Annotated in this window: 15 protein-coding genes; 8 read left to right on the forward strand and 7 right to left on the reverse strand. The window is 64.6% G+C overall.

All coding sequences use genetic code 11. The features are described from left to right. Positions 1 to 49 precede the first annotated feature (49 nt). From P6U30_RS29865 to treY, 6 genes are read left to right on the forward strand one after another with little or no spacing between them, the layout of a single operon-like run. A complete protein-coding gene (locus P6U30_RS29865; RefSeq protein WP_407166373.1) occupies positions 50 to 1,996 on the forward strand; it encodes an alpha-1,4-glucan--maltose-1-phosphate maltosyltransferase in 1,947 nt (648 codons plus the stop codon). A gap of 10 nt (positions 1,997 to 2,006) precedes the next feature. After that, positions 2,007 to 5,312 (forward strand): maltose alpha-D-glucosyltransferase, encoded by a 3,306-nt coding sequence (gene treS / locus P6U30_RS29870; RefSeq protein WP_407166374.1) that lies wholly within the window; start codon positions 2,007 to 2,009, stop codon positions 5,310 to 5,312. Further along, complete coding sequence (glgB, locus tag P6U30_RS29875; protein ID WP_407166375.1) at positions 5,309 to 7,456, forward strand: 1,4-alpha-glucan branching protein GlgB; 2,148 nt, start codon at positions 5,309 to 5,311, stop codon at positions 7,454 to 7,456. The genes treS and glgB overlap by 4 nt, the downstream gene beginning before the upstream one ends. Before the next feature lie 3 nt (positions 7,457 to 7,459). Then, positions 7,460 to 9,532 carry a glycogen debranching protein GlgX gene (gene glgX, locus P6U30_RS29880; protein WP_407166376.1) on the forward strand — a complete coding sequence of 691 codons (2,073 nt, stop codon included), beginning with the start codon at positions 7,460 to 7,462 and terminating at the stop codon, positions 9,530 to 9,532. After that, entirely contained in the window at positions 9,529 to 11,283 is a 1,755-nt protein-coding gene (gene treZ / locus P6U30_RS29885; RefSeq protein ID WP_407166377.1) for a malto-oligosyltrehalose trehalohydrolase, read from the forward strand. The genes glgX and treZ overlap by 4 nt, the downstream gene beginning before the upstream one ends. 4 nt (positions 11,284 to 11,287) lie before the next feature. After that, the gene (gene treY, locus P6U30_RS29890; RefSeq protein ID WP_407166378.1) at positions 11,288 to 14,074 is read left to right on the forward strand and encodes a malto-oligosyltrehalose synthase; all 2,787 of its coding nucleotides are present in this window, start codon (positions 11,288 to 11,290) and stop codon (positions 14,072 to 14,074) included. 18 nt (positions 14,075 to 14,092) lie between these two features. Here the strand turns inward: treY and P6U30_RS29895 are convergent, their stop codons facing one another. Beyond that, positions 14,093 to 14,404 carry a polyhydroxyalkanoic acid system family protein gene (locus P6U30_RS29895; protein WP_407166379.1) on the reverse strand — a complete coding sequence of 104 codons (312 nt, stop codon included), beginning with the start codon at positions 14,402 to 14,404 and terminating at the stop codon, positions 14,093 to 14,095. A 168-nt stretch (positions 14,405 to 14,572) separates the two neighbouring features. On the opposite strand from P6U30_RS29895, the gene P6U30_RS29900 reads away from it, so the two are divergent. Next, positions 14,573 to 14,737, forward strand: coding sequence for a DUF3309 family protein (locus P6U30_RS29900; RefSeq protein ID WP_074125080.1), 165 nt, complete (start codon positions 14,573 to 14,575; stop codon positions 14,735 to 14,737). A 127-nt stretch (positions 14,738 to 14,864) separates the two neighbouring features. Here the strand turns inward: P6U30_RS29900 and ligD are convergent, their stop codons facing one another. Beyond that, entirely contained in the window at positions 14,865 to 17,480 is a 2,616-nt protein-coding gene (gene ligD, locus P6U30_RS29905; protein ID WP_407166380.1) for a DNA ligase D, read from the reverse strand. A 106-nt stretch (positions 17,481 to 17,586) separates the two neighbouring features. On the opposite strand from ligD, the gene P6U30_RS29910 reads away from it, so the two are divergent. Continuing rightward, complete coding sequence (locus P6U30_RS29910; protein WP_407166381.1) at positions 17,587 to 18,471, forward strand: Ku protein; 885 nt, start codon at positions 17,587 to 17,589, stop codon at positions 18,469 to 18,471. 116 nt (positions 18,472 to 18,587) lie between these two features. Here the strand turns inward: P6U30_RS29910 and P6U30_RS29915 are convergent, their stop codons facing one another. From P6U30_RS29915 to kdpB, 5 genes are all read right to left on the reverse strand, one after another. Next, positions 18,588 to 18,827, reverse strand: a complete 240-nt coding sequence (locus tag P6U30_RS29915) for a DUF6496 domain-containing protein (protein ID WP_407166382.1) — start codon at positions 18,825 to 18,827, stop codon at positions 18,588 to 18,590. A 146-nt stretch (positions 18,828 to 18,973) separates the two neighbouring features. Beyond that, positions 18,974 to 19,663: a response regulator gene (locus P6U30_RS29920; protein WP_407166383.1), complete on the reverse strand. Its 690-nt coding sequence runs from the start codon at positions 19,661 to 19,663 to the stop codon at positions 18,974 to 18,976. Further along, complete coding sequence (locus tag P6U30_RS29925; protein WP_407166384.1) at positions 19,660 to 22,374, reverse strand: DUF4118 domain-containing protein; 2,715 nt, start codon at positions 22,372 to 22,374, stop codon at positions 19,660 to 19,662. The genes P6U30_RS29920 and P6U30_RS29925 overlap by 4 nt, the downstream gene beginning before the upstream one ends. A gap of 39 nt (positions 22,375 to 22,413) precedes the next feature. Then, on the reverse strand, positions 22,414 to 23,019 hold the full coding sequence (locus tag P6U30_RS29930; RefSeq protein WP_407166385.1) for a K(+)-transporting ATPase subunit C: 606 nt from the start codon (positions 23,017 to 23,019) through the stop codon (positions 22,414 to 22,416). Positions 23,020 to 23,167: 148 nt separating this feature from the next. Then, positions 23,168 to 25,279, reverse strand: a complete 2,112-nt coding sequence (gene kdpB, locus P6U30_RS29935) for a potassium-transporting ATPase subunit KdpB (protein ID WP_407166386.1) — start codon at positions 25,277 to 25,279, stop codon at positions 23,168 to 23,170.

Raw genomic sequence — 25,279 nt, forward strand, 5'->3', positions numbered from 1 at the left:
TCCTTCCCGCCGCCGGGACGTCATTTGCATGTTCGATGGCGGCATCACCGTGACCAAAACTGCCCGACCTGTCGAGAGTGCCAGCGGCACTTTTCATATCACCGATGTCTATCCGTCGGTCGATTGCGGCCGTTTTCCGGTCAAGCGGATCGTGGGCGAACCCGTCGAGGTGTGGGCCGACATCTACCGTGGCGGACATCACGTGATTGCCGCCGCGCTGGTATGGCGGCGCGAGGGCGATGAGCAATGGCGGCACGCGCCGATGAAGCTGCACAGCGATGACCGCTGGGGTGGCCGCTTCGTTCCCGACCGGCCCGGCCGTTACACCTTCGCGATCGAGGCGTGGACCGACGAATTCGCAAGCTGGCGGCAGCGCTTCGAGCAAAGGCAGAAGAGCGGAAGCGACCTCACGCTGGACGCGATCGAAGGCGCGGGCCTGCTGACCCAGGCGCAAGCGCGAGACCCGGCAGCGGCGGCCGTGATCGTCAGGCAGTGCGAGATCTATCTACAGACCGGCGAGGCTGGCGCGCTGCTCGCACCGGAATTGGAGGCGGCGATGGCCGGCAGCCAGTTTCGTCCGGACCTCGCCAGGTCGCAGCTATTCCCCCTGGTCGCCGATCGCCCGCGGGCGCGGTATGGCGCCTGGTATCAGATGTTTCCGCGCAGCCAGGGCAAGGTACCCGAGGCGCACGCGACCTTGCGCGATTGCATCGCCCGGCTGCCCGACATCGCTGCGATGGGCTTCGACGTCGTCCTGCTCACGCCGATCCATCCTATTGGACGCACACACCGCAAGGGCCGCAACAATTCGGCAACCGCGCGGCCCGGCGATCCCGGCAGCCCTTACGCGATCGGCTCTGCCGACGGCGGCCACGATGCCGTACATCCCGAACTCGGTACAATGGAGGATTTCCGCGCCTTTGTCGCAGCGTGCCGGACGCAAGGCATGGAGGTCGCACTCGACTTCGCCGTGCAATGCTCGCCCGATCATCCCTGGCTGAAGCGGCATCCGCAATGGTTCAAGCGGCGCCCGGACGGATCGATGCGGCTTGCCGACGATCGAGCGCGGCGCGACGATGCCGTCGATTTCGACTTCGCGAACGAGGATGCTGCTGCGTTGTGGCAAGCGCTACGTGACGTCGTCCTGTTCTGGGCCGACCAGGGCGTCAGGATTTTCCGAATCGACAATCCGCATGGCCAGCCTTTGGGCTTCTGGGAATGGCTGATCCGCGAGGTGCAGCGTCATGATCCCGAGGTCGTCTTCCTGGCGGGTGCCTTTATGCGGCCGAAGCTGATGAACGGCCTGGCGAAACTGGGCTTCACCCAGTCCTATACCTACTTCACCTGGCGCACGCTGCGCTGCGAGCTCGAGCAGCATGTCGGCGAATTGATCTCCTATCCCGAGCGCGACTTCTTTCGGCCGAATTTCTTCGTCAACACGCCCGACATCCTGCCCTTCCACCTGCAAAGCGGCGAATCCTGGATGTTCAAATCGCGTCTCGCGCTCGCCGCGACGCTGTCGAGCAATTACGGCATCTACAGCGGCTTCGAGCTGCTGGAGCATGCCCCGGTCCCCGGCCGGGAAGAATATCTCAATGCCGAGACCTACGAGATCCGGGTTCGCGACTGGGAACGGCCCGGGAACATCAGGTCATATGTCGCTGCCCTCAACAGGATCAGGCGCGGCAATTCAGCGCTGCAACAGACGAGCAATCTGCGCTTTATCGGCATTGAGGACGGCAATGTGATCGGCTTTGTCAAGGAGGCCCTCGATCAGACCAATGTGATCGCGGCCGTGATCGCATTGTCAGCCGATGTTCACGACATCTGGCTTCCACTCGGGGACACCAAGGTCGGCCCGGGCGATGCGCGTCGTTCCGTCGCCGCCGTGGAAGACCTCGTCACCGGCGAGCGTCATGCTCTCGAATGGGGAGGTGTCCGCCTGCGGATTGATCCCGAGCGCGATCCCGCGCGGCTGTTGCGCTGCGTGGCCTGAAGGAGCCGTCATGAACGTATTCTCCACCGTCGAGACCAAGGTGAAGATCGCGACCGATACCGCGGACGAGCTCTGGTACAAGGATGCCATTATCTATCAGCTTCACGTCAAGGCGTTTGCTGACAGCAACAATGACGGCATCGGGGACTTCGCGGGCCTGACGGAAAAGCTGCCCTATCTGCAGGAACTCGGCGTCACCGCGCTATGGCTGCTGCCGTTCTATCCCTCCCCCGGCCGCGACGACGGTTACGACATCGCGGACTACGGCGACATCAACCCCGATTTCGGGACGATGAAGGATTTCAAGCGCTTTATCCAGGAGGCGAAGAAGCGCGGCCTGCGCGTCATCACCGAGCTCGTCGTCAATCACACCTCCGACCAGCATGCCTGGTTCAAGCGGGCGCGCCGCAGCGCGCCGAACTCGAGCGCGCGGAGCTGGTATGTCTGGAGCGATACCGACCAGAAATATCCGGGCACCCGGATCATCTTCACGGATACCGAGAAGTCCAACTGGACCTGGGATCCGGAGGCCGGTCAGTTCTACTGGCACCGCTTCTTCTCGCACCAGCCGGACCTGAATTTCGACAATCCGCGCGTGGTACGCGCCATCGTGCAGGTGATGAAGCGCTGGCTCGATACCGGCGTCGACGGATTCCGGCTCGACGCCATCCCCTATCTTTGCGAGCGCGACGGCACCAACAACGAGAACCTGCCGGAGACGCACGCCATCATCAAGCAGCTACGCCAGGAGCTCGACGCCTACGCCAAGGGCAAGATCCTGCTGGCCGAGGCCAATCAATGGCCGGAGGACGTCCAGGAGTATTTCGGTCACGGCGACGAGTGCCACATGGCCTACCACTTCCCGCTGATGCCGCGCATCTACATGGCCATCGCGCAGGAAGATCGCTTTCCGATCACCGACATCCTGCGGCAGACGCCGGATATCCCCGCCGTCTGCCAATGGGCTCTGTTCCTGCGCAATCACGACGAGCTGACGCTGGAAATGGTGACCGACGTCGAGCGCGACTATCTGTGGTCGACCTACGCCAACGATCCGCGCGCGCGGATCAATGTCGGGATCCGCCGGCGGCTCGCGCCGCTGATGGACAATGACCGGCGCAAGATCGAACTGATGAACTCGCTGCTGCTCTCCTTCCCCGGGACGCCGATCATCTATTACGGCGACGAGATCGGCATGGGCGACAACATCTATCTCGGCGACCGTAACGGCGTCCGGACACCGATGCAGTGGTCGCCGGACCGCAACGGCGGTTTCTCGCGCGCCGACCCGGCGCGGCTCTACGCGCCGATGATCATGGATCCGGTCTATGGCTATGAGTCGGTCAACGTCGAGGCGCAATCGCGCAGCCTGTCGTCACTGCTCTCTGCGACCAAGCGACTGATCGCGGTGCGCAAGTCGACGCTGGCGTTCGGGCGCGGCACCATGACCTTCATCCGCCCGGAGAACCGCTCGGTGCTCGCCTATGTGCGCCAGTACCAGGGCGAGGCCATCCTGTGCGTCGCCAACCTGTCTCGCTCGGCGCAGGCCACCGAGCTCGATCTCTCCGCCTTCAAGGACCGTATTCCGCTCGAGATGCTCGGCCGGACCCGCTTCCCGGCGATCGGCGAGCTGCCTTACATGATCACCTTGGCGCCCTACGGTTTCTATTGGTTCCAATTGCAGGAACGCGACAAGTCCGAGCCGGTGACTCCGCGGGCGGTGCCGGAGTTCGAGACGCTGGTGGTGCCGCTCAATTCCACCTGGACCTCGCTGGCGCGCACCCGCGGCGTGTTCGAGCACGACGTGCTGCCCGGTCACCTCGCCCGCACACGCTGGTACCCCGAGCACTCCGCAAGGGCGATCCAGCCAACGCTGGTGTCCGCAATCCCGTTCTGCGACATCGGCGACAATCGGCCCTGGCTGATCTTCTTCGAAACCACCGAGCGCGGCACGACCAGCCGCTACGTGCTGCCAATGCAGATCGAATGGGTGCGCTTCGACCGCGAGCGCTACAACCCGCGCGCGTTTGCAGCCATACGCCAGGGCGCCCGCGAGGGTACGCTGCTCGATGTCGCCACCGACCAGATTTTCACCGGACTGTTCCTGCGCAATCTGCGGGAGAACCTGACTGTCGATGAAGGCGAGCAGGGGTTGAAGCTCGAATTCCGGCCGACCAGCCGTTTCTCCGACAGGCCGGTCCGGCAGCCGGAGCGCATTCGCGTCTTCGAGAACGATCAGCCGCACTCGACTGCGCTGGTGGACAACGAATATGTCACCAAGATCTACCGGAAGCTCGAGGTCGGCATCAATCCGGAGATCGAGATGGGCCGCTTCCTCACCGAGGTGGTCAGTTTCCCGAACACGCCCGCTTTGCTCGGCACGGCCGAATTGGTCGAGGGCGACAAGCGCAGCGCGATCGCAGTCTTGCACGCCATGGTTGTCAATCAGGGCGACCTCTGGACGGTTGCGGCCGCGCATTTAGATCGCCTGGTCGAAAAGTATCGTTTGCTCCCAGCGAGCGAACACCCGGCGGAGAACAGCGATCAGGCGACCTTTCTGCACCACATGTCGCAGAGCGGCAAGCGCCTCGCCGAGCTGCATCTTGCGCTTGCCAGCAACAGGGACCAGCCGGACTTCGCACCGGAGCCGACCAAGCCCGAGGACCTGCAACGCTGGAACGATGAGATCATGGCGCGCGCCGAGCGCGTGTTCGACACCTTGAAGCCGCGGCGCGACACCTTGAGAGATGCCGATCGGTTGCTGGCCGACCAATTGCAGGCACAGCACGACATGCTGCCTGGCAGGCTCAAGGCGCTGCTGCCGCGTGAGACCGAAGGGCTCAACATCCGCCATCATGGCGACCTGCATCTTGGCCAGTTGCTGATCGTCAAAGACGACGTGTTCGTCATCGATTTCGACGGCGGGCCGGGTCGCACGATCGCGGAGCGCCGCCGCAAGGCGCCGGCCGCACGCGACGTCGCCAGCGTGGTCCGCTCGATCGACTATGCGATGACGGCCGCGCTGGAACGCGCGCTCAAGGTCGCGCCCGACGAGAGCGGCCGATTGAGCGTTGCCCTGGGCGAATGGCGCGACCGGGCAACGAACGTGTTCCTGGAAGGCTACCGCGAGGTCATGGCTGGCCAGCGCCTGTGGCCTGCCGACGTCGCCGCGGCCGATCGCCTGCTCAACTTTTTCCTGCTTGAGAAAGCCCTCTACGAGATCGAATATGAGCTTGCCAACAGGCCGGATTGGCTGCGGATTCCGCTGGCCGGCCTGTTGCGGATCCTGGCGCAACAGCCGCATGAGGTTGCATGAGCAAACTGCCTGCTGAGGCCTACGCCATCATCGAGGGCCGCCACTCGGATCCCTTCCATTATCTCGGCCTCCACACGGAGGGAGATCGCGCCGTCGTGCGCGCCTTCCTGCCGGACGCCAGCAATGTCGAAGCGATCGGTGAACATGGCGAGACGGCGCCGCTTGCGCGGATTCATGACGCTGGGCTATTCGCCGGCCCCCTGCCCAACGGCTCCACGCGCTATCAGCTTCGTGCGCGCTTCGGCGACAACATCGTCGAGTTCGAGGATGCCTACAGGTTTCCGCCGATCCTGAGCGACTTCGACCTCTATCTGCTCGGCGAAGGCACGCATCTGCGCATCTACGATACGCTCGGCGCACATCCGATGACGCTGGACGGCATCGAGGGCGTCGGCTTCGTGGTGCTGGCGCCGAACGCGCGGCGCGTCAGCGTGGTCGGTGACTTCAATTTCTGGGATGGCCGACGGCACCCGATGCGGGTCCGCGGTGTCGGCTATTGGGAGCTATTCATCCCGCGGGCGCGCATCGGCGACCACTACAAGTTCGAGATCATCGGACAGAACGGCCAGCATCTGCCGTTGAAGTCGGATCCACTCGCGTTCGCGGCCGAGGTCCGCCCGAAGACCGCGTCGATCGTGATCGACGAACGCACTATCCCGCATCCGCGCCCGGCCCCCGATGCCGTCAACGCGCTGCGATCGCCGGTCTCGATCTACGAGGTCCATCTCGGCTCGTGGCGGCGCAAGGGTCACAACGAGTGGCTGACCTATCGCGACATGGCCGAACAGCTTCCCGGCTATGCGCGGGACATGGGTTTCACGCATGTCGAGTTCCTGCCCGTCACCGAACATCCGTTCGATGGCTCCTGGGGCTACCAGCCGACCGGCCTGTTCGCGCCGACCAGCCGCTTCGGTTCGCCGGACGACTTCGCGGCGCTGGTGGACGCCTGCCATGGCGAGGGGCTGGGCGTGCTGCTCGACTGGGTCCCCGGACATTTTCCCGACGACCCCCACGGGCTCGGCCGTTTCGACGGCACCGCGCTCTATGAGCACGCCAACCCGCTGCAGGGCCGCCATCTCGACTGGGGCACGCTGATCTACAATTACGGGCGCACCGAGATTACCAATTTCCTGGTGTCGAATGCGCTGTTCTGGCTGGACCGTTACGGCGTCGACGGGCTGCGCGTCGATGCGGTCGCCTCGATGCTCTACCTCGATTACAGCCGCCCCGCCGGCGGCTGGATTCCGAACAAGTATGGCGGTCGCGAAAATATCGAGGCCATTGATTTCCTGCGCCGCTTCAACACCGAGGTGTTCGCGCATTTCCCCCAGGCGACGACTGCGGCGGAAGAGTCGACCGCATGGCCTCAGGTATCGCGGCCGGTCGAATATGGCGGGCTCGGCTTCGGCTACAAGTGGAACATGGGCTGGATGCACGACACGCTGAAATACATCGGCAAGGATCCCATCCACCGCAAATACCATCACGGCGACATCCTGTTCGGTCTGCACTACGCCTTCTCGGAGAATTTCATCCTGCCGCTGTCGCATGACGAGGTCGTGCACGGCAAGCGTTCGATCCTGGGACGCATGCCCGGCGACGACTGGCAGCGTTTCGCCAATCTGCGCGTCTACTACAGCTTCATGTTCGGGCATCCCGGCAAGAAGCTGTTGTTCATGGGGTGCGAATTCGGCCAGGAGCGCGAGTGGGATCACGACCATTCGCTGGACTGGCACCTGCTGGGACAGCCGCGGCATGTCGGCGTCCAGAATCTGGTCCGCGACCTCAACCGCCTCTATCGGGCGGTGCCGGCGCTGCACGAGCTCGACTGCGATCAGGCCGGCTTCGAATGGGTGATCACCGACGACGCCAACAACAACGTATTTGCCTGGATTCGCAAGGGCAGCCATGATCGATCGCGCTGCCTTGTCGTCGCGAATTTCTCGCCCAACGTCTATCGCAACTACCGCGTCCGCGTGCCGTTCGCGGGCAAATGGCGCGAGGTGCTCAATTCGGACTCGGCGCATTATGGCGGCAGCAATGTCGGCAATGTCGGCGAGGTCCGTGCCCCGGAAGGCGCCACGCCCGAACTAAGCCTGACCATTCCGCCGCTCGCTGCGATCTTTCTCGTACCGGAAAGCTGATCCATGCGACTGACCGAGGGGACGTCCTCGCGGCTTGGTGCAAGCTGGGACGGCAGGGGCACCAATTTTGCTCTGTTCTCCGCCAATGCGGAGAAGGTGGAACTGTGCCTGTTCGACGGTCAGGGCCGCCGCGAGCTCGAGCGGATCGAGCTGCCGGAGCGCACCGAGGACGTCTGGCACGGCTATCTCAACGACGTCTCGCCCGGCCAGCTCTACGGCTATCGCGTCTACGGGCCCTACGCGCCGGAGCGCGGTCACCGCTTCAATGCCAACAAGCTGCTGCTCGATCCCTACGCCAAGCGGCTCGCCGGACGGCTGGTGTGGAGCGACGCCCATTTCGCCTATCGCACCGGCAGCGCGCGCGAGGACCTTTCCTTCGACCGGCGCGACAACGCCCGCGGCATGCCGAAGGCTGTGGTGGTCGACGAGACTTTCAACTGGGGTCGCCGAGAGATTCGACCGCAGATTGCCTGGACAGACACCATTATCTATGAGGCTCACGTCAAAGGCCTGACGCAGCGGCGCGAGGACGTGCCGCCGGGTCTGCGCGGCACCTACGGCGGCTTGTCGTCGCCCGCGATGATCGAGCATCTCAAGCGGCTCGGCGTCACCACGATCGAGCTGTTGCCGATCCACGGCTTGATCGACGATCGCATCCTGGTCGAGAAAAAGCTGGCGAACTATTGGGGCTACAACACCATCGCCTTCTTCGCGCCGGAGGCGCGCTACGCGCAGGACAATGCGCTCGATTCCTTCCGCACCACGGTGGCGCGGCTGCACGACGCCGGCATCGAGGTGCTGCTCGACGTCGTCTACAATCACACCGCCGAAGGCAACCATATGGGCCCGACGCTGTGCTTCCGCGGCATCGACAACGCCTCCTACTACTGGCTGAACCGCGAGGACCCGCGCTACTACGACGACTTCACCGGTTGCGGCAGCTCGGTCAACCTCACCCATCCGCGCGTGCTGCAGATGGTGATGGACTCGCTGCGCTATTGGGTCGAGGTCTGCCATGTCGACGGCTTCCGCTTCGACCTCGCCACCACGCTGGCGCGCGGGCCGAACGGTTTCGATCGCGGACACTCGTTCCTGACCGCGGTGCGCCAGGACCCTGTGCTGGCGACCGTAAAGCTCGTCGCCGAGCCCTGGGATCTCGGCCTCGGCGGCTACCAGGTCGGCGCGTTTCCGTCGCAATGGTCAGAATGGAACGATCGCTATCGCAGCGCAATGCGACGCTACTGGAGCGGCGAAGGCAGCCTGATCGGCGACATCTCGAGCCGCATGACCGCCTCGTCGGACCTGTTTCACCACGACAACCGCGCCACGCGTGCCAGCATCAACCACATCACCGTGCACGACGGCTTCACGCTGGCGGATCTGTTCAGCTACAACGAGAAGCACAACGAAGCCAATGGCGAGGACAATCGCGACGGCTCGAACGATAATCACAGCAACAATTGCGGCTTTGAGGGTCCGACCGACGATCCCGCGATCATCGCGCTGCGCCGGCAGTTGCGCAAAAATGCGATGGCCTGCCTGCTGCTCGCACAGGGCACGCCGCTGATCCTGGCCGGCGATGAGGTCGCGAACACGCAGAAAGGCAACAACAACGCCTATTGCCAGGACAACGAGATCGGCTGGGTCGGCTGGGAGAACCTCGGTACCGAGGACGACTTGATCGATTTTATCGGCCACCTCGCCGCGCTACGACGCCGCTTCGGGCAGATTCGCTGCCAGCGCTGGCTCGCCGGCCGCCGCACCGACGGTTCGTACGGCGTGCTGTGGCTGACGCCCGCATCGGAAGAGATGAAGGAATCCGACTGGAAATTCCCCGAAGGTCGCTTCCTCTCCTATGTGCTCGGGCCGATGGAACCAGGACAGGCGCCGATCTTTATCGTGCTGAACGCCGCCCCCGAGGAGATCCTCTTCAAAATGCCGGTCATGAAGGACATCAGGGCCTGGGAGCAGGTGCTGAACACCACCGAGACGGTGCAGATGCCCGAGCAGTTCGCCGGCGGCACCGACACCAAGGCGCCGCCTCGTTCTGTGCTTGCATTTGCAGGTGTCGCATGAATGCGCAGCATTTCGGTCCGGAGCTGACATCCGACGGCGTTCGCTTTCGGCTATGGGCACCGTCCGCAAAGCGCGTCGATCTCCTGCTCGACAAATCCCACGCGCTCACACGTGACGCAGGCGGCTGGTACGTCGCCGAGATCCCCGGCGCAACCGCCGGCACACGCTACAAATTCCGTATCGATGACGAGGTCGACGTCCCCGATCCGGCCTCCGCTTTCCAGCCGGATGACGTGTTCGGCCCGAGCGAAGTGATCGATCACGCGGCTTTCAAATGGCGCGCGACGGAATGGCGCGGGCGGCCCTGGCATGAAGCCGTCATCCTGGAGGCCCACGTCGGCACCTTCACGCACGAGGGCACCTATCGCGCCATGATCGACAAGCTCGATCACCTGGTCGGGACCGGCATCACTGCGCTGGAGTTGATGCCGTTGGCCGATTTCGCTGGCCGCCGCAACTGGGGCTATGACGGCGTGCTGTGGTACGCCCCCGACAGCGCCTATGGACGCCCCGACGACCTCAAGACGCTGATCGACGAGGCGCATCTGCGCGGCCTGATGGTGATGCTCGACGTGGTCTACAACCATTTCGGCCCCGAGGGGAATTACCTCGGCCGTTATGCCCCCTCCTTCTTCAGCGACGCACACACGCCGTGGGGCAGCGCAATTGATTATCGCGTTCCCGAAGTGCGCGCCTTCGCGGTCGGCAACGTGCTGAATTGGCTGCGCGACTATCGCTTCGACGGGCTGCGGCTCGATGCCGTCAACACGATCGTGGAAGCCGGCGAGGTCTCGGTTCTGCATGATCTTAGTGCGGCCGCAGGACGACTCGCCGCCGAGACGGGGCGGCATATCAACCTCGTGCTCGAGAACGGCGACAACATTGCCAGCCTGCTGGACGCCGCGGAAGAACCGCCACGCGGCAAGTATCGCGGGCAGTGGAACGACGATTATCACCATGCCTGGCATGTGATCCTGACCGGCGAAACGCAGGGCTATTACGGCGACTATCAGCACGCGCCGAAGCAGGATCTGGCGCGCGCACTGGCCTCCGGTTACGTTTATCAGGGCGAGGTCTCGGTTTTCTGGGGTGGCAAGGCTCGCGGCGAGCCGAGCGGCACGCTGCCGCCGACCTGCTTCATCAACTTTCTGCAGAACCACGACCAGATCGGCAACCGGCCGCTGGGTGATCGTCTCGTGAGTATCGCAAGACCCGAGGCGGTCGCGGCTGCACTCGCGGTCACGTTGATCGCACCGACGACGCCGATGCTGTTCATGGGCGAGGAATGGGGCGCGACGTCACCGTTCCCGTTCTTCTGCGATTTCAAGGGCGATCTCGCCAATGCGGTCCGCAATGGCCGGCGTAAAGAATTCGCCTGGGCTTACGCCAAATATGGCGACGACATTCCAGACCCGCTGGCCGATGACACCGTGCGATCGGCCACGCTGGACTGGGCGGACCTCGACCACGACGCGGGTCGCGCGCGACTGGCGCTGGTCCGCGACCTGCTCGCCGTGCGCCGCCGCGAGATCACGCCGCGGCTCGCGGCGGCCCGCTTCGGCGATGCCCGCATCATCGGCGATCTCTTGACCGCGCATTGGATGATGGGTGACGGCAGCAGGCTGCAGCTTGAGGTCAACCTGTCCGACCAAGAGACATCGAGCACGGCTCAGCCGACCGGGCGTCTGATCTGGGGTGATGCGCCGTCGGACCGCATAGCGCCGTGGGCGGTGCGCTGGCATATCGGATAGCGCAATGCCCCCGGCGATCCCGATCGCGACATATCGCCTGCAACTCACCGCCGATTTCGACTTCGATGCCGCAGCGCGCGTCGTGCCCTATCTGAAGGCGCTCGGCGTCAGCCACCTCTACGCGTCACCCTTCATGAAGGCGCGCAAAGGGTCGGCGCACGGCTATGACGTCGTCGACCACACCAAGTTCAATCCGGAGCTCGGCGGCGAAGCAGGCTTTGCCCGGCTCAGCGAAGCGTTGAAGCAGAACGATCTCGGCCTGATCCTCGACTTCGTGCCGAACCATGTCGGCGTGCATTTCGCCGACAATCCATGGTGGCTCGACGTGCTCGAATGGGGGCCGGCGTCGCCGCACGCGGTCTCGTTCGACATCGACTGGGACCAACTGCCCTATCGCGCGCGCGGCGGCGTGCTGCTGCCGATCCTCGGCTCGTCCTACGGACAGGCGCTAGAGCGCGGCGAGATCGAGCTGCGCTATGACGAGCGCGAGGGCAGCTTCTCGGCGTGGTATTTCGAGCACCGGCTGCCGATCGCGCCCGATCGTTACGGCGATGTGTTGCGGACCATTGTCAGAGAAGCTGCTGCAGAGGACAGCGCGGCCGGACGGGTCATGCTGGCTCTCGCCGCGCGCTACAGGAGACTGCGTCATCCCAACCGCGCGGAGGCTCCGGCCTTCAAGGCCGAGTTGCGCGCGATCGACGGCGGCGCCGAGATCATTGCGCGCGGCCTTGCCGCCTATCGGGCCGGTGAAGGCTCCAGCCAGACGCTGGCTCTGCATCGGCTGCTGGAACGCCAGCACTACCGGCTCGGTCACTGGCGGCTCGCCTCCAGTGACATCAACTACCGCCGCTTCTTCGACGTCAACACGCTGGCGGGCCTCAGGGTCGAAGATGCCGGCACCTTCGAAGCGATTCACGGCCTGGTGAAGCGACTGATCGCGGAGGACCGGCTGCAGGGTCTGCGGCTCGACCACATCGACGGCCTGCGCGATCCCGCGCAATATTTCCAGCGGCTGCGCCGCCTGATCCGCGCCGCGCAAGGCGCCAGGACAAGGCCCTTCTACACAGTGGTCGAGAAGATCCTCGGTGAGCGGGAGGCGCTGCCGAAATTCAGCGGCGTCCAGGGCACCACGGGTTACGAATGGATGAACGCGATCAACCAGGTCCTGGTCGATGGAGGCGGACTTGATCCGCTCAGCGAAATCTGGCGCCAGATCAGCAACCAGTCGCCGAACCTGTCGCCGGTGCTGCGCGAAGCCAAGCAGCGCGTGCTGGAGACGCTGCTGACCAGTGAATTCACGGTGCTGGCCCGGCTGCTGGCGCGCATCGCCAGCGGCCATTATTCGACTCGGGATTTCTCGGCCGACAGCCTGCGGCAGGCGCTCGAGCTTTACGTGCTGCACTTCCCGGTCTACCGCACCTACCTTACCGGAGCAGGCACCACGGCCTATGATCGCGCGCTGATCAACGCCACCATCGAGCGCGCCCGCGCCGACTGGTTTGCCGCCGATGAAGGCATCTTCGACTTCCTGCGCGATGCACTGACCATGGATCTGCTCAAGCCCGGCCGCCCGCCGCACGGCGCGCCGCGGGTGCGCCGCTTCGCGCTGAAGGTGCAGCAATTCACAGGGCCGATGATGGCGAAGTCGCTGGAGGATACGACCTTCTATCGCTATCACCGCCTGCTCGCGTTCAACGAGGTCGGCGGCGATCCGGCCGCAAGCGCGCTCTCCGCCGAACGCTTCCACCACTTGATGAAGACCCGAGCCCAAGAGCTGCCGCACGGGATGACGGCGACCGCCACCCACGACACCAAACGCGGCGAGGACGCACGCGCACGGATCATGGCGCTCGCCGAGATTCCGGGCGAATGGACCAGCGCGGTCGCGCGCTGGAAGGTGTTGAACGCGCCGCATCTCGTGCTCGACGGCGAGATGCGCGCACCGTCCGCGACGTTCGAATATATGCTGTATCAGGCCCTGATCGGCGCCTGGGATCCCGACGATGCATCCCTTCCCGCGCGCATCCAGGCCTACGCGCTGAAGGCGGCGCGCGAGGGCAAGCAGGAGACAAGCTGGCTCAATCCGCACGAGCCCTACGAGGCGGGGGTCAAGACCTTCATCGACCGGATCCTGGATCGCAAGCTTTCGCCGGAATTCCTTGAAGCCCTCGATACGCTGGCGCAGCGCACCGCGCTGATCGGCGCGCTGAACTCGCTCAGCCAGATCACGCTGAAGGCGACGATGCCGGGCGTGCCGGATTTCTATCAGGGCACAGAGGCGTGGGACCTTTCGCTGGTCGATCCTGACAACCGCCGTCCGGTCGACTTTACCGAACGCGCGAAGACGCTCGCGATGGTAGAACGGCCGGATTGGGGCGCGCTGACGCAGAGCTGGCGTGACGGCCGCCTCAAGCTGGCATGGACGCGTCACCTGCTGCGGCTGCGGAACGAGGTGCCTGACGTCTTCACGAGTGGTGACTATGAACCGCTCGCAGTGAGCGGCCCGCATCGCGATCACGTCATCGCATTCGCGCGGCGCCACGGTCGCGACGCGGTCGTCGTCGCGGTCGGCCGGTGGTTCGCCCCGTTCACGCAGGGCGGACGGGCATGGCCGAGCCCGGAGTCTTTCGATGGCGCGATCGATAGTGCCGGATTTGCGACCGAACTCGGCAAGGGCGAGCTTCAGCTCTCCGCGTTGTTCAATCACCTGCCAGTCGCGGTGCTGAAAGTGAAGGTCGCAGCGCGAGCGAAGCGGACGTCAAAGCGAGCGCGCGCCGGGAGCCATTCCTAAACGCGTGACGGCCGCGGGTCAGTTTCGCTTGGTCAGCAACATCTGCCCGCGCTTCTGGATGGCGACCTGCGCAATCTCCGCGAAGCGCTGCAATAGCCACGGCAACGTCACTTCCAGCCGTACGCGCGCATCCTCGACATCGAGGTGCCCGGCAGCAACCTGACCGAGCGCGCGCACCCGAAAAGTCATCCGGTTGTCGTCCCAGCGCTCCTCGTCAACGCTCAGTACCGGCACGCTCGACGCCGCACGCGACAGACCCGTCTTCAGGCGGCGCATGGCCTCGTCACGACCGAGATTGTGCGGAATTGAAACGATAAGTGGCGCCGACATCGTTAAAGCCCTCCTCCACCGTTTCCGTTGATGTAATTCCGTTCCTCGCAAATGGAAGGTTCGGGCATCATATCACGTCGCGGGTGGCAGGAACCTTCGCGATTCCGATTTGTTTGCTCACGGGCCGCGCCGAGGCAAACGAGCCCGCGAAGCTGAGGAGGAATCCGAATGTCACTTGGAACGATCATTCTCATTATTCTGATTATCGCCCTGCTCGGCGGCTTCAGCGGCATCGGCGGCGGACCATTCTACGGCACCGGCTACTACGGCGGCGGCGGCCTCGGACTCGTGATCGTGATTCTGCTGATCCTGCTGTTGCTCGGTCGACTGTAGCGATCGATTTCGTGCTGCATTGGCACCTACCACCGTCATCACCCGCGCAGGCGGGTGATCCAGCATTCCAGAGACGTCAGTGCAGGACCGAACCGCCGCGGCGTACTGGATGCCTCGCGAGCGCGGTCTACCGCGCCGCCAGCTTCTTCATCGCCGTCTTGATCGACGCCGCGGCATCCTCATAGCCGTCCCACGCTTTGGTCTTCGCAAGCAGTGCCGGCACTGTTCGTATCGTATACTTCTTCGGGTCGAGATCGCCGCGCACCTGCGTCCAGGTCAGCGGCATCGAGACCGTGGCGCCCTGGCGTGCGCGCGGCGACAGCACCGCGACCGCGGTCGACAGCCGATCATTGCGGAGATAATCGAGGAAAATCTTGCCCGTGCGCTTGGCCTTCGACATGTTGAGCAGATAGCGGTCGGAATCATCCTGCGCCATCCACTGGCAGATGCCTTGCGCGAAGGCCTTGGCCTCCTTCCACGTCACTTTATCCTTCGCGCCGTGAAGCAACGGCGCCACGACGTGAAGGCCCTTGCCGCCGGTGGTCTTGCAGAAGCTTTCCAGGCCCACCGCGGAGAGGCGCTTGCGCATCTCCTTGGCGGCGTCGATCACCTCGGTGAATGCAACATCGGGCGCCGGATCGAGATCGAACACCAGCCGGCCCGGCGTGTCATAGGCATCGGGCGCACAGTTCCAGGGATGCAGCTCGACGCCGCCGAGCTGCGCGACCGCAGCCAGCCCCTCGACCTGGTCGATCTGCAGATAAGGTTTGCGGTCGCCGGAGACCTTGGCGAGATTCAGCAGCTTCGGGGTGCCTGCCATCGCATGCCGTTGAAAAAACGTCTCGCTCTTGATGCCGTCAGGCGCCCGCACGATCGAGCATGGCCGCCCCTTGAGATAGCCGATCATCCATTCGCCGACAGCCTCGAAATACCTGGCGAGATCGAGCTTGCTGACCGCCTCGTCGTCGCCGGCGTCGGGCCACAGCGCCTTGTCCGGATGGGAGATGACGACGCCCATCACCTCGGCGGATGACTTCCCTGCGCCCTTGGCCATCGGCTTCACCACTTTCGTCACGGCGGGCCTCTCCGCCTCCACCTCGCGCGCCGGCTTGTCCTGGCGCAGGCCCTTGAACGCGGCCTGGCGGATATTGCCGCCCTCGGTCCAGCCGGCAAACTCGATCTCGGCGACCAGCTCCGGCTTCAGCCAATGCACGTCGCGCGTCTTCTTCGGTGCATCCTTGCCGCCGAATGGGCTCTTGTCGGCGGCCGCGGCTTCCAGCGCCGGCATGACGCGGCGAACGGTCGCCTGACCGAAGCCGGTGCCGACGATGCCGACAAAGACCAGATGATTGCCGCGATAGACACCCGCCATCAGCGAGCGGAATTTGCCGTTTGTGGTCTTCCAGCCGCCGAGCACTACCTCGTGACCGGTACGAACCTTGGCTTTGGTCCAGTCGTCGGACCGGCCGGACCGATAGGACGCCGCGAGCTTCTTGGAGACGATGCCCTCCAATCCGAGCTTTCGCGCCGAGTCGAGCACGGTTTCGCCATCCTCCTCGAAGTGCTCGACGTAACGGATCAGCTTTTCCTTGCCCTTGCGCGCCTTGAGCAGTTGCTTCAACCGCGCCTTGCGCTCGCCGAGCGGCAGCGGACGGAGGTCCCCCTTGCCGGCAAACAGCAGATCGAAGGCGTAGAAGATCAGCTTGTCCGTCTTGCCGTCCGACAGCGCGGCCTGCAGCGTCGAGAAATGCGGCGTACCGTCCCGGTCGAGCGCGACGATCTCGCCGTCGATCAGGGCGTCGGGCAGCCTGCCGGCCTCCTTCGCAATCGCGTCGAACTTATCAGTCCAGTCCAGCCCCTTGCGGGTCTTCAGGACAGCCTCGCCGTCTTCGACCCGGAGTTGCACCCGGTAGCCATCGAACTTGATCTCATGGCACCAGCCGGCGCCGCTGGGCGGCGTTTCGATCGCCGCGCAGAGTTGCGGCGCAACGAAAGCGGGCATCGCCGAGACCTGCTTCGGCTTCGCCCCAAGCCGGGCTTTCGGCGGCAGTGCCTTGGTTCGAGCTCGCGCCTCGGCGGCCTCGCCGCGGTTGGAGTGCCAGATCGCGTCGGCCTTGGCCCTGCCGTTGCCCTTGGCCAGCATGAACGGCTTTGGCGCGCGCCCCTTGCCGGCCGCGATCTGTGCCATCGACCGGCCCGAAGCGACCGAGCGATCCTCGTCGAGGATCTCTTCTCCGTTGCCATCGACGGCGTATTCGTCGCGATGCTTGATCAACAGCCAGTTGGTGCGCTTGCCGCCGAAGCGGTCGCTCTTCATCCGCACCAGCACCCAGCTCCCATGCAGCTTCTCGCCGTCGAGCGTGAACTTCAGGTCGCCCTTCTTGAAGCCTCGCTCGGGATCGTCAGACTCCCAATAGCCGCGGTCCCAGAGCTGCACCGTGCCGCCGCCATACTGGCCTTCCGGGATCGTGCCTTCGAAATCGCCATAGTCGAGTGGATGATCCTCCACCTCCACCGCCAACCGCTTGTCGTGCGGATCGATCGAGGGGCCACGCGTCACCGCCCAGGACTTGAAGACGCCGTCGAACTCGAGGCGGAAATCATAATGCAGCCGGGTCGCATCGTGCTTCTGGATGACGAAGCGCCGCCGCTTCGCCGGTGCGACCTGGACATCGCCCGACGGCTCACCGGTTTTCTCGAAGTCGCGCTTCTTGCGATAGGTGGACAGATTTCTCAGCGGCACGTGCAAGCCTCGGCGCAAACGACGGCCGCCGCCTCTCCGCGGCCGTCAGGAACCAAAACCCACGGTATCCGTTCAAGTTCCAAACTCAAGCTGTTTGGAGACGACCATGGCCGCTCCCCGCGCCTACTGGAAAGGCACGCTCAAGCTCTCGCTGGTGTCATGCCCCGTGGCGCTCTATCCGGCCTCGACCGCGGTGGAGAAGACCCGCTTCCACATGATCAACAAGGAGACCGGCAACCGGCTGAGGCAACAGATGGTCGACGCCGAGACCGGCGACGTCGTCGACAGCGACCAGAAAGGCCGCGGCTACGAGATCAGCAAGGGCAAATATGTCGAGATCGACAAGGACGAGCTCGAAGCCGTCCAGATCGAGAGCAACCACACCATCGATATCGACAGCTTCGTGCCCGAGGGAGAGATCGACAAGCGCTATCTCGATCATCCCTATTACATCCGGCCCGACGGCAAGGCCGGCGCCGATGCTTTTGCGGTGATCCGCGACGCCATGAAGGACCAGGATCGCGTCGCGCTGGCACGCATCGTCCTGACCAACCGCGAGCACGTGATCGCGATCGAGCCGCTCGACAAGGGCCTGCTCGGCACCACCCTGCGTTACCCCTACGAGGTCCGCGATGCGGACGATTATTTCGACGACATCAAGAGCCCGAAGGTGACAAAGGACATGATTGAGCTCGCCGGTCACATCCTCGACAGCAAGGCCGCGCATTTCGATCCATCGAAGTTCAAGGACGAGTATGAGACCGCGCTGAGGGCGCTGGTCCGCCGCAAGGCCTCCGGCAAGTCGATCAAGACCGCCGAGCGCGAGGAGCGGCCGAGCAACGTCGTCAACCTGATGGATGCGTTGAAGCAGAGCCTGAAGGACCGGGGCAGCGCACGGCGTTCGCGCTCGACGGCGCGTCGGCCGACCCAGCATCGCCGCGCGGCCAAGAAGGCCCATCGGTCGAGTTCGCGGTCGCGCAAGGCGGGATGAGCCTTCACCGGTCGTCATTGCGAGGAGCGAAGCGACGAAGCAATCCATCTTTCCGTATATGCAGAGAGGTGGATTGCTTCGCTCCGCTCGCAATGACGGCGGATAAATTGTGCGATTTACTTCTTCTTCGCGGTCTTCCGCTTCTTGGCTGACTTCCGCTTCTTCGATGTCTTCTTCGACCTTTTCTTCGGCACCTTCCTGCCCTTGGCCCGCGCCTCGGACAGTCCGATGGCGATCGCCTGCTTGCGGCTCTTCACCTTTTTCTTGGAGCGGCCGCTGCGCAACGTTCCGGACTTGCGCTTCTTCATCGCTCCCCGAACGTCGCTCGACGTCTTCCTCGAATACTTTCGTGCCATGGTTGTTTCTCCCGGTGAGAGAAAACAATCCTGACCTGTCGCGAAAGTTCCGTTGCGCAACGCCGAGACCTCGGACGCCTCAGCGTTCGAACAAATAAGCCGCGACCCACTGCACGCCGGCTTGAAGCGAGCATGATAGTGAGGGACTAATCCGCCGCGCGCAGCCGATAGCCGATGCCGGTCTCGGTCAGCACGAATTGCGGACGCTCGGGATCGGCCTCGATCTTCTGGCGCAACTGGCGCACATAGACGCGCAGGTACTGCGCGTCGGTGAGTTCGTCCCACAATTCCTTCAGCAGGAAGCGGTGCGTCAGCACCTTGCCGGCGTGCTGCACCAGCACGCGCAGCAGATCGTACTCCTTCGGCGACAGCTTGATCTCCTTCTCACCGACCCTGACGATGCGGCGGACCAGGTCGACCGACAGATCGCCGGAGCGAAATACTGGCCGCTCCCCTTGCACCTGCAACTGGTGTCGCAGCGCTGCTCGCATCCGCGCCAGCAACTCGTCCATGCCGAACGGCTTGGTCAGATAGTCGTCGGCCCCGAGGTCGAGCGCCTGCACCTTGCCGGCTTCGTCGCCGCGGCTCGACAGCACCACGATCGGAACGCTCTCGTTGCGGCCGCGGATCGTGCGCAGGAGGTCGTGGCCCTGGATGTCGGGCAATCCCAGGTCAAGGATGATCAGCGCCGGCCCCTCGGCCAGCCTGTCCAGCGCCGTCTTGCCGTTCGAGGCCTCCAGGACATCGTAGCCCTGCGTCCCCAGCCCCATCCGCAACAGCTTGCGGATCGGCGGCTCGTCGTCGATGACCAGGACCTTGATGGGCGTCGCGTTCATGCAGCCGTGTCCAGCGCGTTGGCGTCGGCCGTAACAGGCAGCCGGATGGTGATGACGGCGCCGGTCCGGTCGGAGCGGTTGGCCGCCGTGATCGTGCCGTGCATCGCCTCGACGAAGCCGCGCGAAATCGCTAGGCCCAGGCCGGTGCCGGGGCGAACGTGGTCGCCCTTCTCGACGCGATAGAACTTGTCGAACACGCTGTCCAGGTCCGCGGCCGGAATGCCGTTGCCCTGGTCGATAACCTCCAGCGCGATCCGGTCGCGGTCGCGGCTGCCGCGGATCGAGATCGTGGTGCCTGACGGCGAATATTTGGCCGCATTGTCGAGCAGGTTGAACAGCACCTGCTCGAACAGCACCGCGTCGAGCTCCAGCATCGGCAGGTCCGCCGCGAGATCCAACGACACCTTATGATGCACCAGGATCTTGGCGGCACGGCGCAGCGCGCTGCCGATGATCTCGCCGAGATCGTGCAGCGCGATGTTCGGCACGATCGCGCCCGATTCGAGCTTGGTCATGTCGAGCAGGTTGGCGATGAAGCGGTTCAGCCGCTCGGATTCGTCGATCACGGTCGCCAGCAGGTCATGCTTCTGCGCGTCGGTCAGGTTGCCGCCGAGATCGCGCAACGTCGAGGCCGCGCCGAGCACGGAGGCGAGCGGTGTCTTGAGATCGTGCGAGATCGAGGTGAGCAGCGCGCCGCGCAGGCGATCGGACTCGATGGTCCGCTTGACGCGGTCCATGTCCTCGACCAGCAGCACGCGCTCGATGGCGAGAGCGCCCTGGTCGACCAGCGCATCGAGCAGCCGCCGCTGGTCCGGTGTCAGCAGCGGACCGGTGCGGTCGTCGTCGATGCCGATCACGCCGATTGGGCCGCGCCCGGTCCGCATCGGCAGGAACAGTCGCTTGGCGCCGGGTAGCGTGTCCGAGCCGCGCCCAGCCGGACGATCATTGCCCCACGCCCAGTTGGCGGCGGCGAGATCGGCCTGGTCGAGCTGGTCCTCCGGCGGATAGCCGGTCTTGACCGTAAGCACGCCATCGTCCGGTAGCAGCAGCACCACCCGCACCCTCAGCATCAGCGCGATCTGGTAGGCCGTCGCCCACAGCACGTCATCGAGCGTCGCAGTGCCAGCGAGCTTGCGGCTGAATGCATAGAGGGATTCGGTGGTACGGACCCGGCCGATCGCGGTATCGGCCTGGGTGCGTACCCGCGCCGCGACGTTGGAGACCAGGAGCGCCACCAGCATGAAGAAGAAGAACGCCGCGATGTTGGTCGGATCGGTGATCGTGAGCGTATAGACCGGCGGCAGGAAGAAGAAGTTGTAGCACAGCGAGGCCACGACGCTCGCCAGCAGCGACGGCCACAGTCCGTAGCGCACGGCAGCACCGACCACGGCGGTGATGAACACCAGGTCGACGTTCTCGACGCCGAACATCGGCCGGATCAACTCGGCTACACCGAGGCCGAGCCCGATCAGAAGCAGCGCCATCAGATAGGGCCGCGGATTGAACGGCTGCTGCCGCTGCGCGGTCTGCACCGACGCCTTGCCGACCGGCTGCTCGTCACCGGCGATCACGTTGACGCTGATATTGCCGGCGCGGCGGACGAGGTCATGCACCACCGAGCCATGCGTCAACTCGAACCAGCGTGAACGCGTCGACTTGCCGATGATGATCTGCGTGACGTTGTTGGCTTGCGCGAAATTGATGATGTCATCGGCAATGCGGCGGCCGACGCCGGGAATGGTCAGTGCCTCGCCACCGAGCGCTTCCGCAAGGCGCATCGTGTCGGCGAGCCGGTCGCGCTGCTCGTCGGTCAATTGCAGGCTGCGGCGGGTCTCGATGCTGATCGCGGTCCAGGGCGCGTGCAAGCGGTCGGACACGCGCTTGGTGTAGCGGACGAGGCCGGCCGCGCGCGGATCCTCGCTCACGCATACCAGAATGCGCTCGCCAACCGCCCAGGGGCCGGCGATCGCGTTGGCCTGCATGTGGTTGAGAAGCTGTTCATCGACCCGCTCGGCCGTGCGCCGCAGCGCCAGCTCGCGCAGCGCGGTCAGGTTGCCGGGCGAGAAATAATGCTCCAGCGCGCGCTCGGCCTGCCGGGGCACATAGACCTTGCCCTCTTTCAGCCGCTGGATCAGGTCGTCGGGGGTGAGATCGATCAGCTCGATGGCATCGGCGCGATCGAACACCGAATCCGGCACGGTCTCGCGCACCCGGACATGCGTAATCTGCGCGACCACATCGTTGAGGCTCTCGATGTGCTGGATGTTGACGGCCGTGTAGACGTCGATGCCGTGCGAAAGCAGCTCCTCGACGTCGAGATAGCGCTTGGGATGCCGGCTGCCCGGTGCATTGCTGTGAGCAAGCTCGTCGACCAGCGCGAGCTGCGGGCGCCGTGCGATCACGGCGTCGAGGTCCATCTCATCGAGCACCTGGTCGCGGTACGTCAGCCGCTTGCGCGGCACCACTTCGAGGCCCTCGAGCAGCGCATCGGTCTCGATCCGCCCGTGGGTCTCGACGACGCCGACTACGACGTCGACGCCCGTCTTGAGGCGCGCCTGGGCGCTTTGCAGCATCTCGTAGGTCTTGCCGACACCGGGGGCTGCGCCGACGAAGATCTTCAGCCGGCCCGAACGATCGGTCTCGCGGCGCGCCGCCTCGAGCAGCGCATCCGGCGAGGGTCGTTTGTCATGGTCGCGGCGCTGATTGGCCATACCGCAGTATAATCATCCCTTCCGATGCGGCCTACTCCCCTATTTTGCTTCGGCCGCATCCAGCGCCAGGTTGAGGGCGAGAACGTTGACGCGCGGCTCGCCGATGACGCCGGCGAAGCGCCCTTGCGTGTTCTTCGTCACCAGTTGCCGCACCTGCTCCTCGGACATGCTCCTCGCCTTGGCGACCCGCGGCACCTGGAACAGCGCGGCATCGGGCGAAATATCGGGATCGAGCCCGCTGCCCGAGGCGGTGACGAGATCGACCGGCACCGGGGCGCTTGGGTTCTCCGCCTTCAGCTTCTCGACATCCTGCTTGATCCGGTCGTTCAGTGCCTTGCTGGTCGGACCGAGGTTGGAGCCGCCGGAATTCGCCGCGTTGTACGGCGCGGGTACGGTCTTGGAGGCATCGTTCGGATCGGGCGCCACCGTCGCCGACGGGCGGCCATGGAAGTACCTCGCCTCCCTGAACTCCTGCCCGATCAGCGCGGAGCCGATCACCTTGCCGTCTTTCTCGATCAGGCTGCCTTGTGCCTGTCTTGGAAAGATGACGGCAGCCATGCCGGTGATGGCCAGCGGATAGGCAAGGCCCGTGATCGCAACCAGCAGGATCAGCACGAGGATGGCGGGACGGATTTCTCTCAACATGGTCAATCTCCAAAATCTGCTCCGTCATTGCGAGCCACCCGGTCAGCGCGAAGCGCTGCCGGATGACAGACTCCGCGAAGCAATCCACGGTTCGGCATGATCGATGGATTGCTTCGTCGCATCGCTCCTCGCAATGACGGCTGTACGGTTACGCCAGGCCCAAGGCGGCGACCGCGAGGTCGATCACCTTGATGCCAATGAAGGGAATGATGATGCCACCCAGGCCGTAGATCATCAGGTTGCGGCCGAGCAGCGCGCCGGCGCCGACAGCGCGATACTTGACGCCCTTCAGCGCCAGCGGAATCAGCGCGATGATAATCAGCGCATTGAAGATGATCGCCGACAGGATCGCGCTCTGCGGGCTCGCGAGGTGCATAATGTTCAGCACCGAGAGCTGCGGATAGAAGGCGAGGAACATCGCCGGAATGATCGCGAAATACTTCGCGACGTCGTTGGCGATCGAGAACGTGGTCAGCGCGCCACGGGTCATCAAGAGCTGCTTGCCGATCTCGACCACCTCGATCAGCTTGGTCGGGTTGGAGTCGAGGTCGACCATGTTGCCGGCCTCGCGCGCGGCCTGGGTGCCGGTGTTCATGGCGACGCCGACGTCGGCCTGCGCCAGCGCCGGCGCATCGTTGGTGCCGTCACCGCACATCGCCACCAACTTGCCCTTAGATTGCTCGTCGCGAATCAGCTTGAGCTTGTCCTCGGGGGTTGCCTGCGCCAGGAAGTCGTCGACGCCGGCCTCGGCCGCGATTGCGGCCGCGGTCATCGGGTTGTCGCCGGTGATCATCACGGTGCGGATGCCCATGCGGCGCAGTTCAGCAAAGCGCTCGCGGATGCCGCCCTTGACGATATCCTTGAGATGCACGACGCCGAGCAGCCTGCCGTCCTTGGCCACGGCGAGCGGCGTGCCGCCGGCCTTGGCGATCTCGTCGGCAACGGCGCGGATCTCGCGCGCCTCGGTGCTCAGCGTCGCCTGGATCGAGCGGACCGTGTTACCCGAGGCGACGGTGCGGGCCTCGCCGCCCTCGACATAGCCGAGGATCGCATCCACTGCGCCCTTGCGGATCGACGACGATCCGGCATCGATGCCGCTCATGCGGGTCTGCGCGGTGAACGGCACGAAGGTCGCAGCGAGCTCGTGCATGTCGCGGCCGCGGATGCCGTATTTCTCCTTGGCCAGCACCACGATCGAACGGCCCTCCGGCGTTTCGTCGGCGAGCGAGGCGAGCTGCGCGGCATCGGCCAGCTCCTGCTCGGTCACGCCGCGGATCGGGCGGAACGTCGTCGCCTGGCGGTTGCCGAGCGTGATGGTGCCGGTCTTGTCGAGCAGCAGCGTATCGACGTCGCCGGCGGCCTCCACCGCGCGGCCGGACATCGCCAGCACGTTGAAGCGCACCAGCCGGTCCATGCCGGCGATGCCGATCGCCGACAACAGTGCGCCGATCGTGGTCGGAATCAGTGTCACGAACAGCGCGACCAGGATCACGACCGGGATCGAGCCGCCAGCATAGGAGGCGTAGCTCGGAATCGTCACAGTGGCGAACACGAAAATGATCGTCAAACCGGCGAGCAGGATGTTCAGCGCGATCTCGTTCGGCGTCTTCTGCCGCTCGGCGCCTTCCACCAGCTTGATCATCCGGTCGATGAAGGTCGAGCCCTGGGCGGCGGTGATGCGAACGCGGATCCAGTCCGACAGCACTTGCGTGCCGCCGGTGACCGCCGAACGGTCGCCGCCGGATTCACGGATCACCGGCGCGGATTCACCTGTGATGGCCGCCTCGTTCACCGAGGCGACACCCTCGATCACCTCGCCATCGGAGGGGATGGTGTCGCCGGCCTCGACCAGCACGATATCACCCACCTTCAGCGAGGTGCCAGGAACCAGGCGAAAAGTCCGGTCCGTTCCGGTGAGCAGCTTGGCCTGGCTCTCGCTGCGGGTCTTCTTCAGCGATTCCGCCTGCGCCTTGCCGCGGCCCTCGGCGACGGCCTCGGCGAAGTTGGCGAACAGCACCGTGAACCAGAGCCAGAGGATGATCTGGAAGGTGAAGCCGAGGTCAGCGTTGCCGGCAACGAGGTCACGCACAAAGATCACCGTGGTCAGCGCAGCCACCACCTCGACCACGAACATCACCGGATTCTTCATCATCAGCCGGGGATCGAGCTTGACGAACGCCGACCGGATCGCCGGCACCAGGATCTTCGGATCGAGCATGGTCGACGCCGTCACCTGCTTCTGTAGCTTCATAGTTTCCAT

The organism is Bradyrhizobium sp. ORS 111, assembly GCF_045571485.1.
In the GTDB taxonomy this organism is placed as follows: Bacteria; Pseudomonadota; Alphaproteobacteria; order Rhizobiales; family Xanthobacteraceae; genus Bradyrhizobium.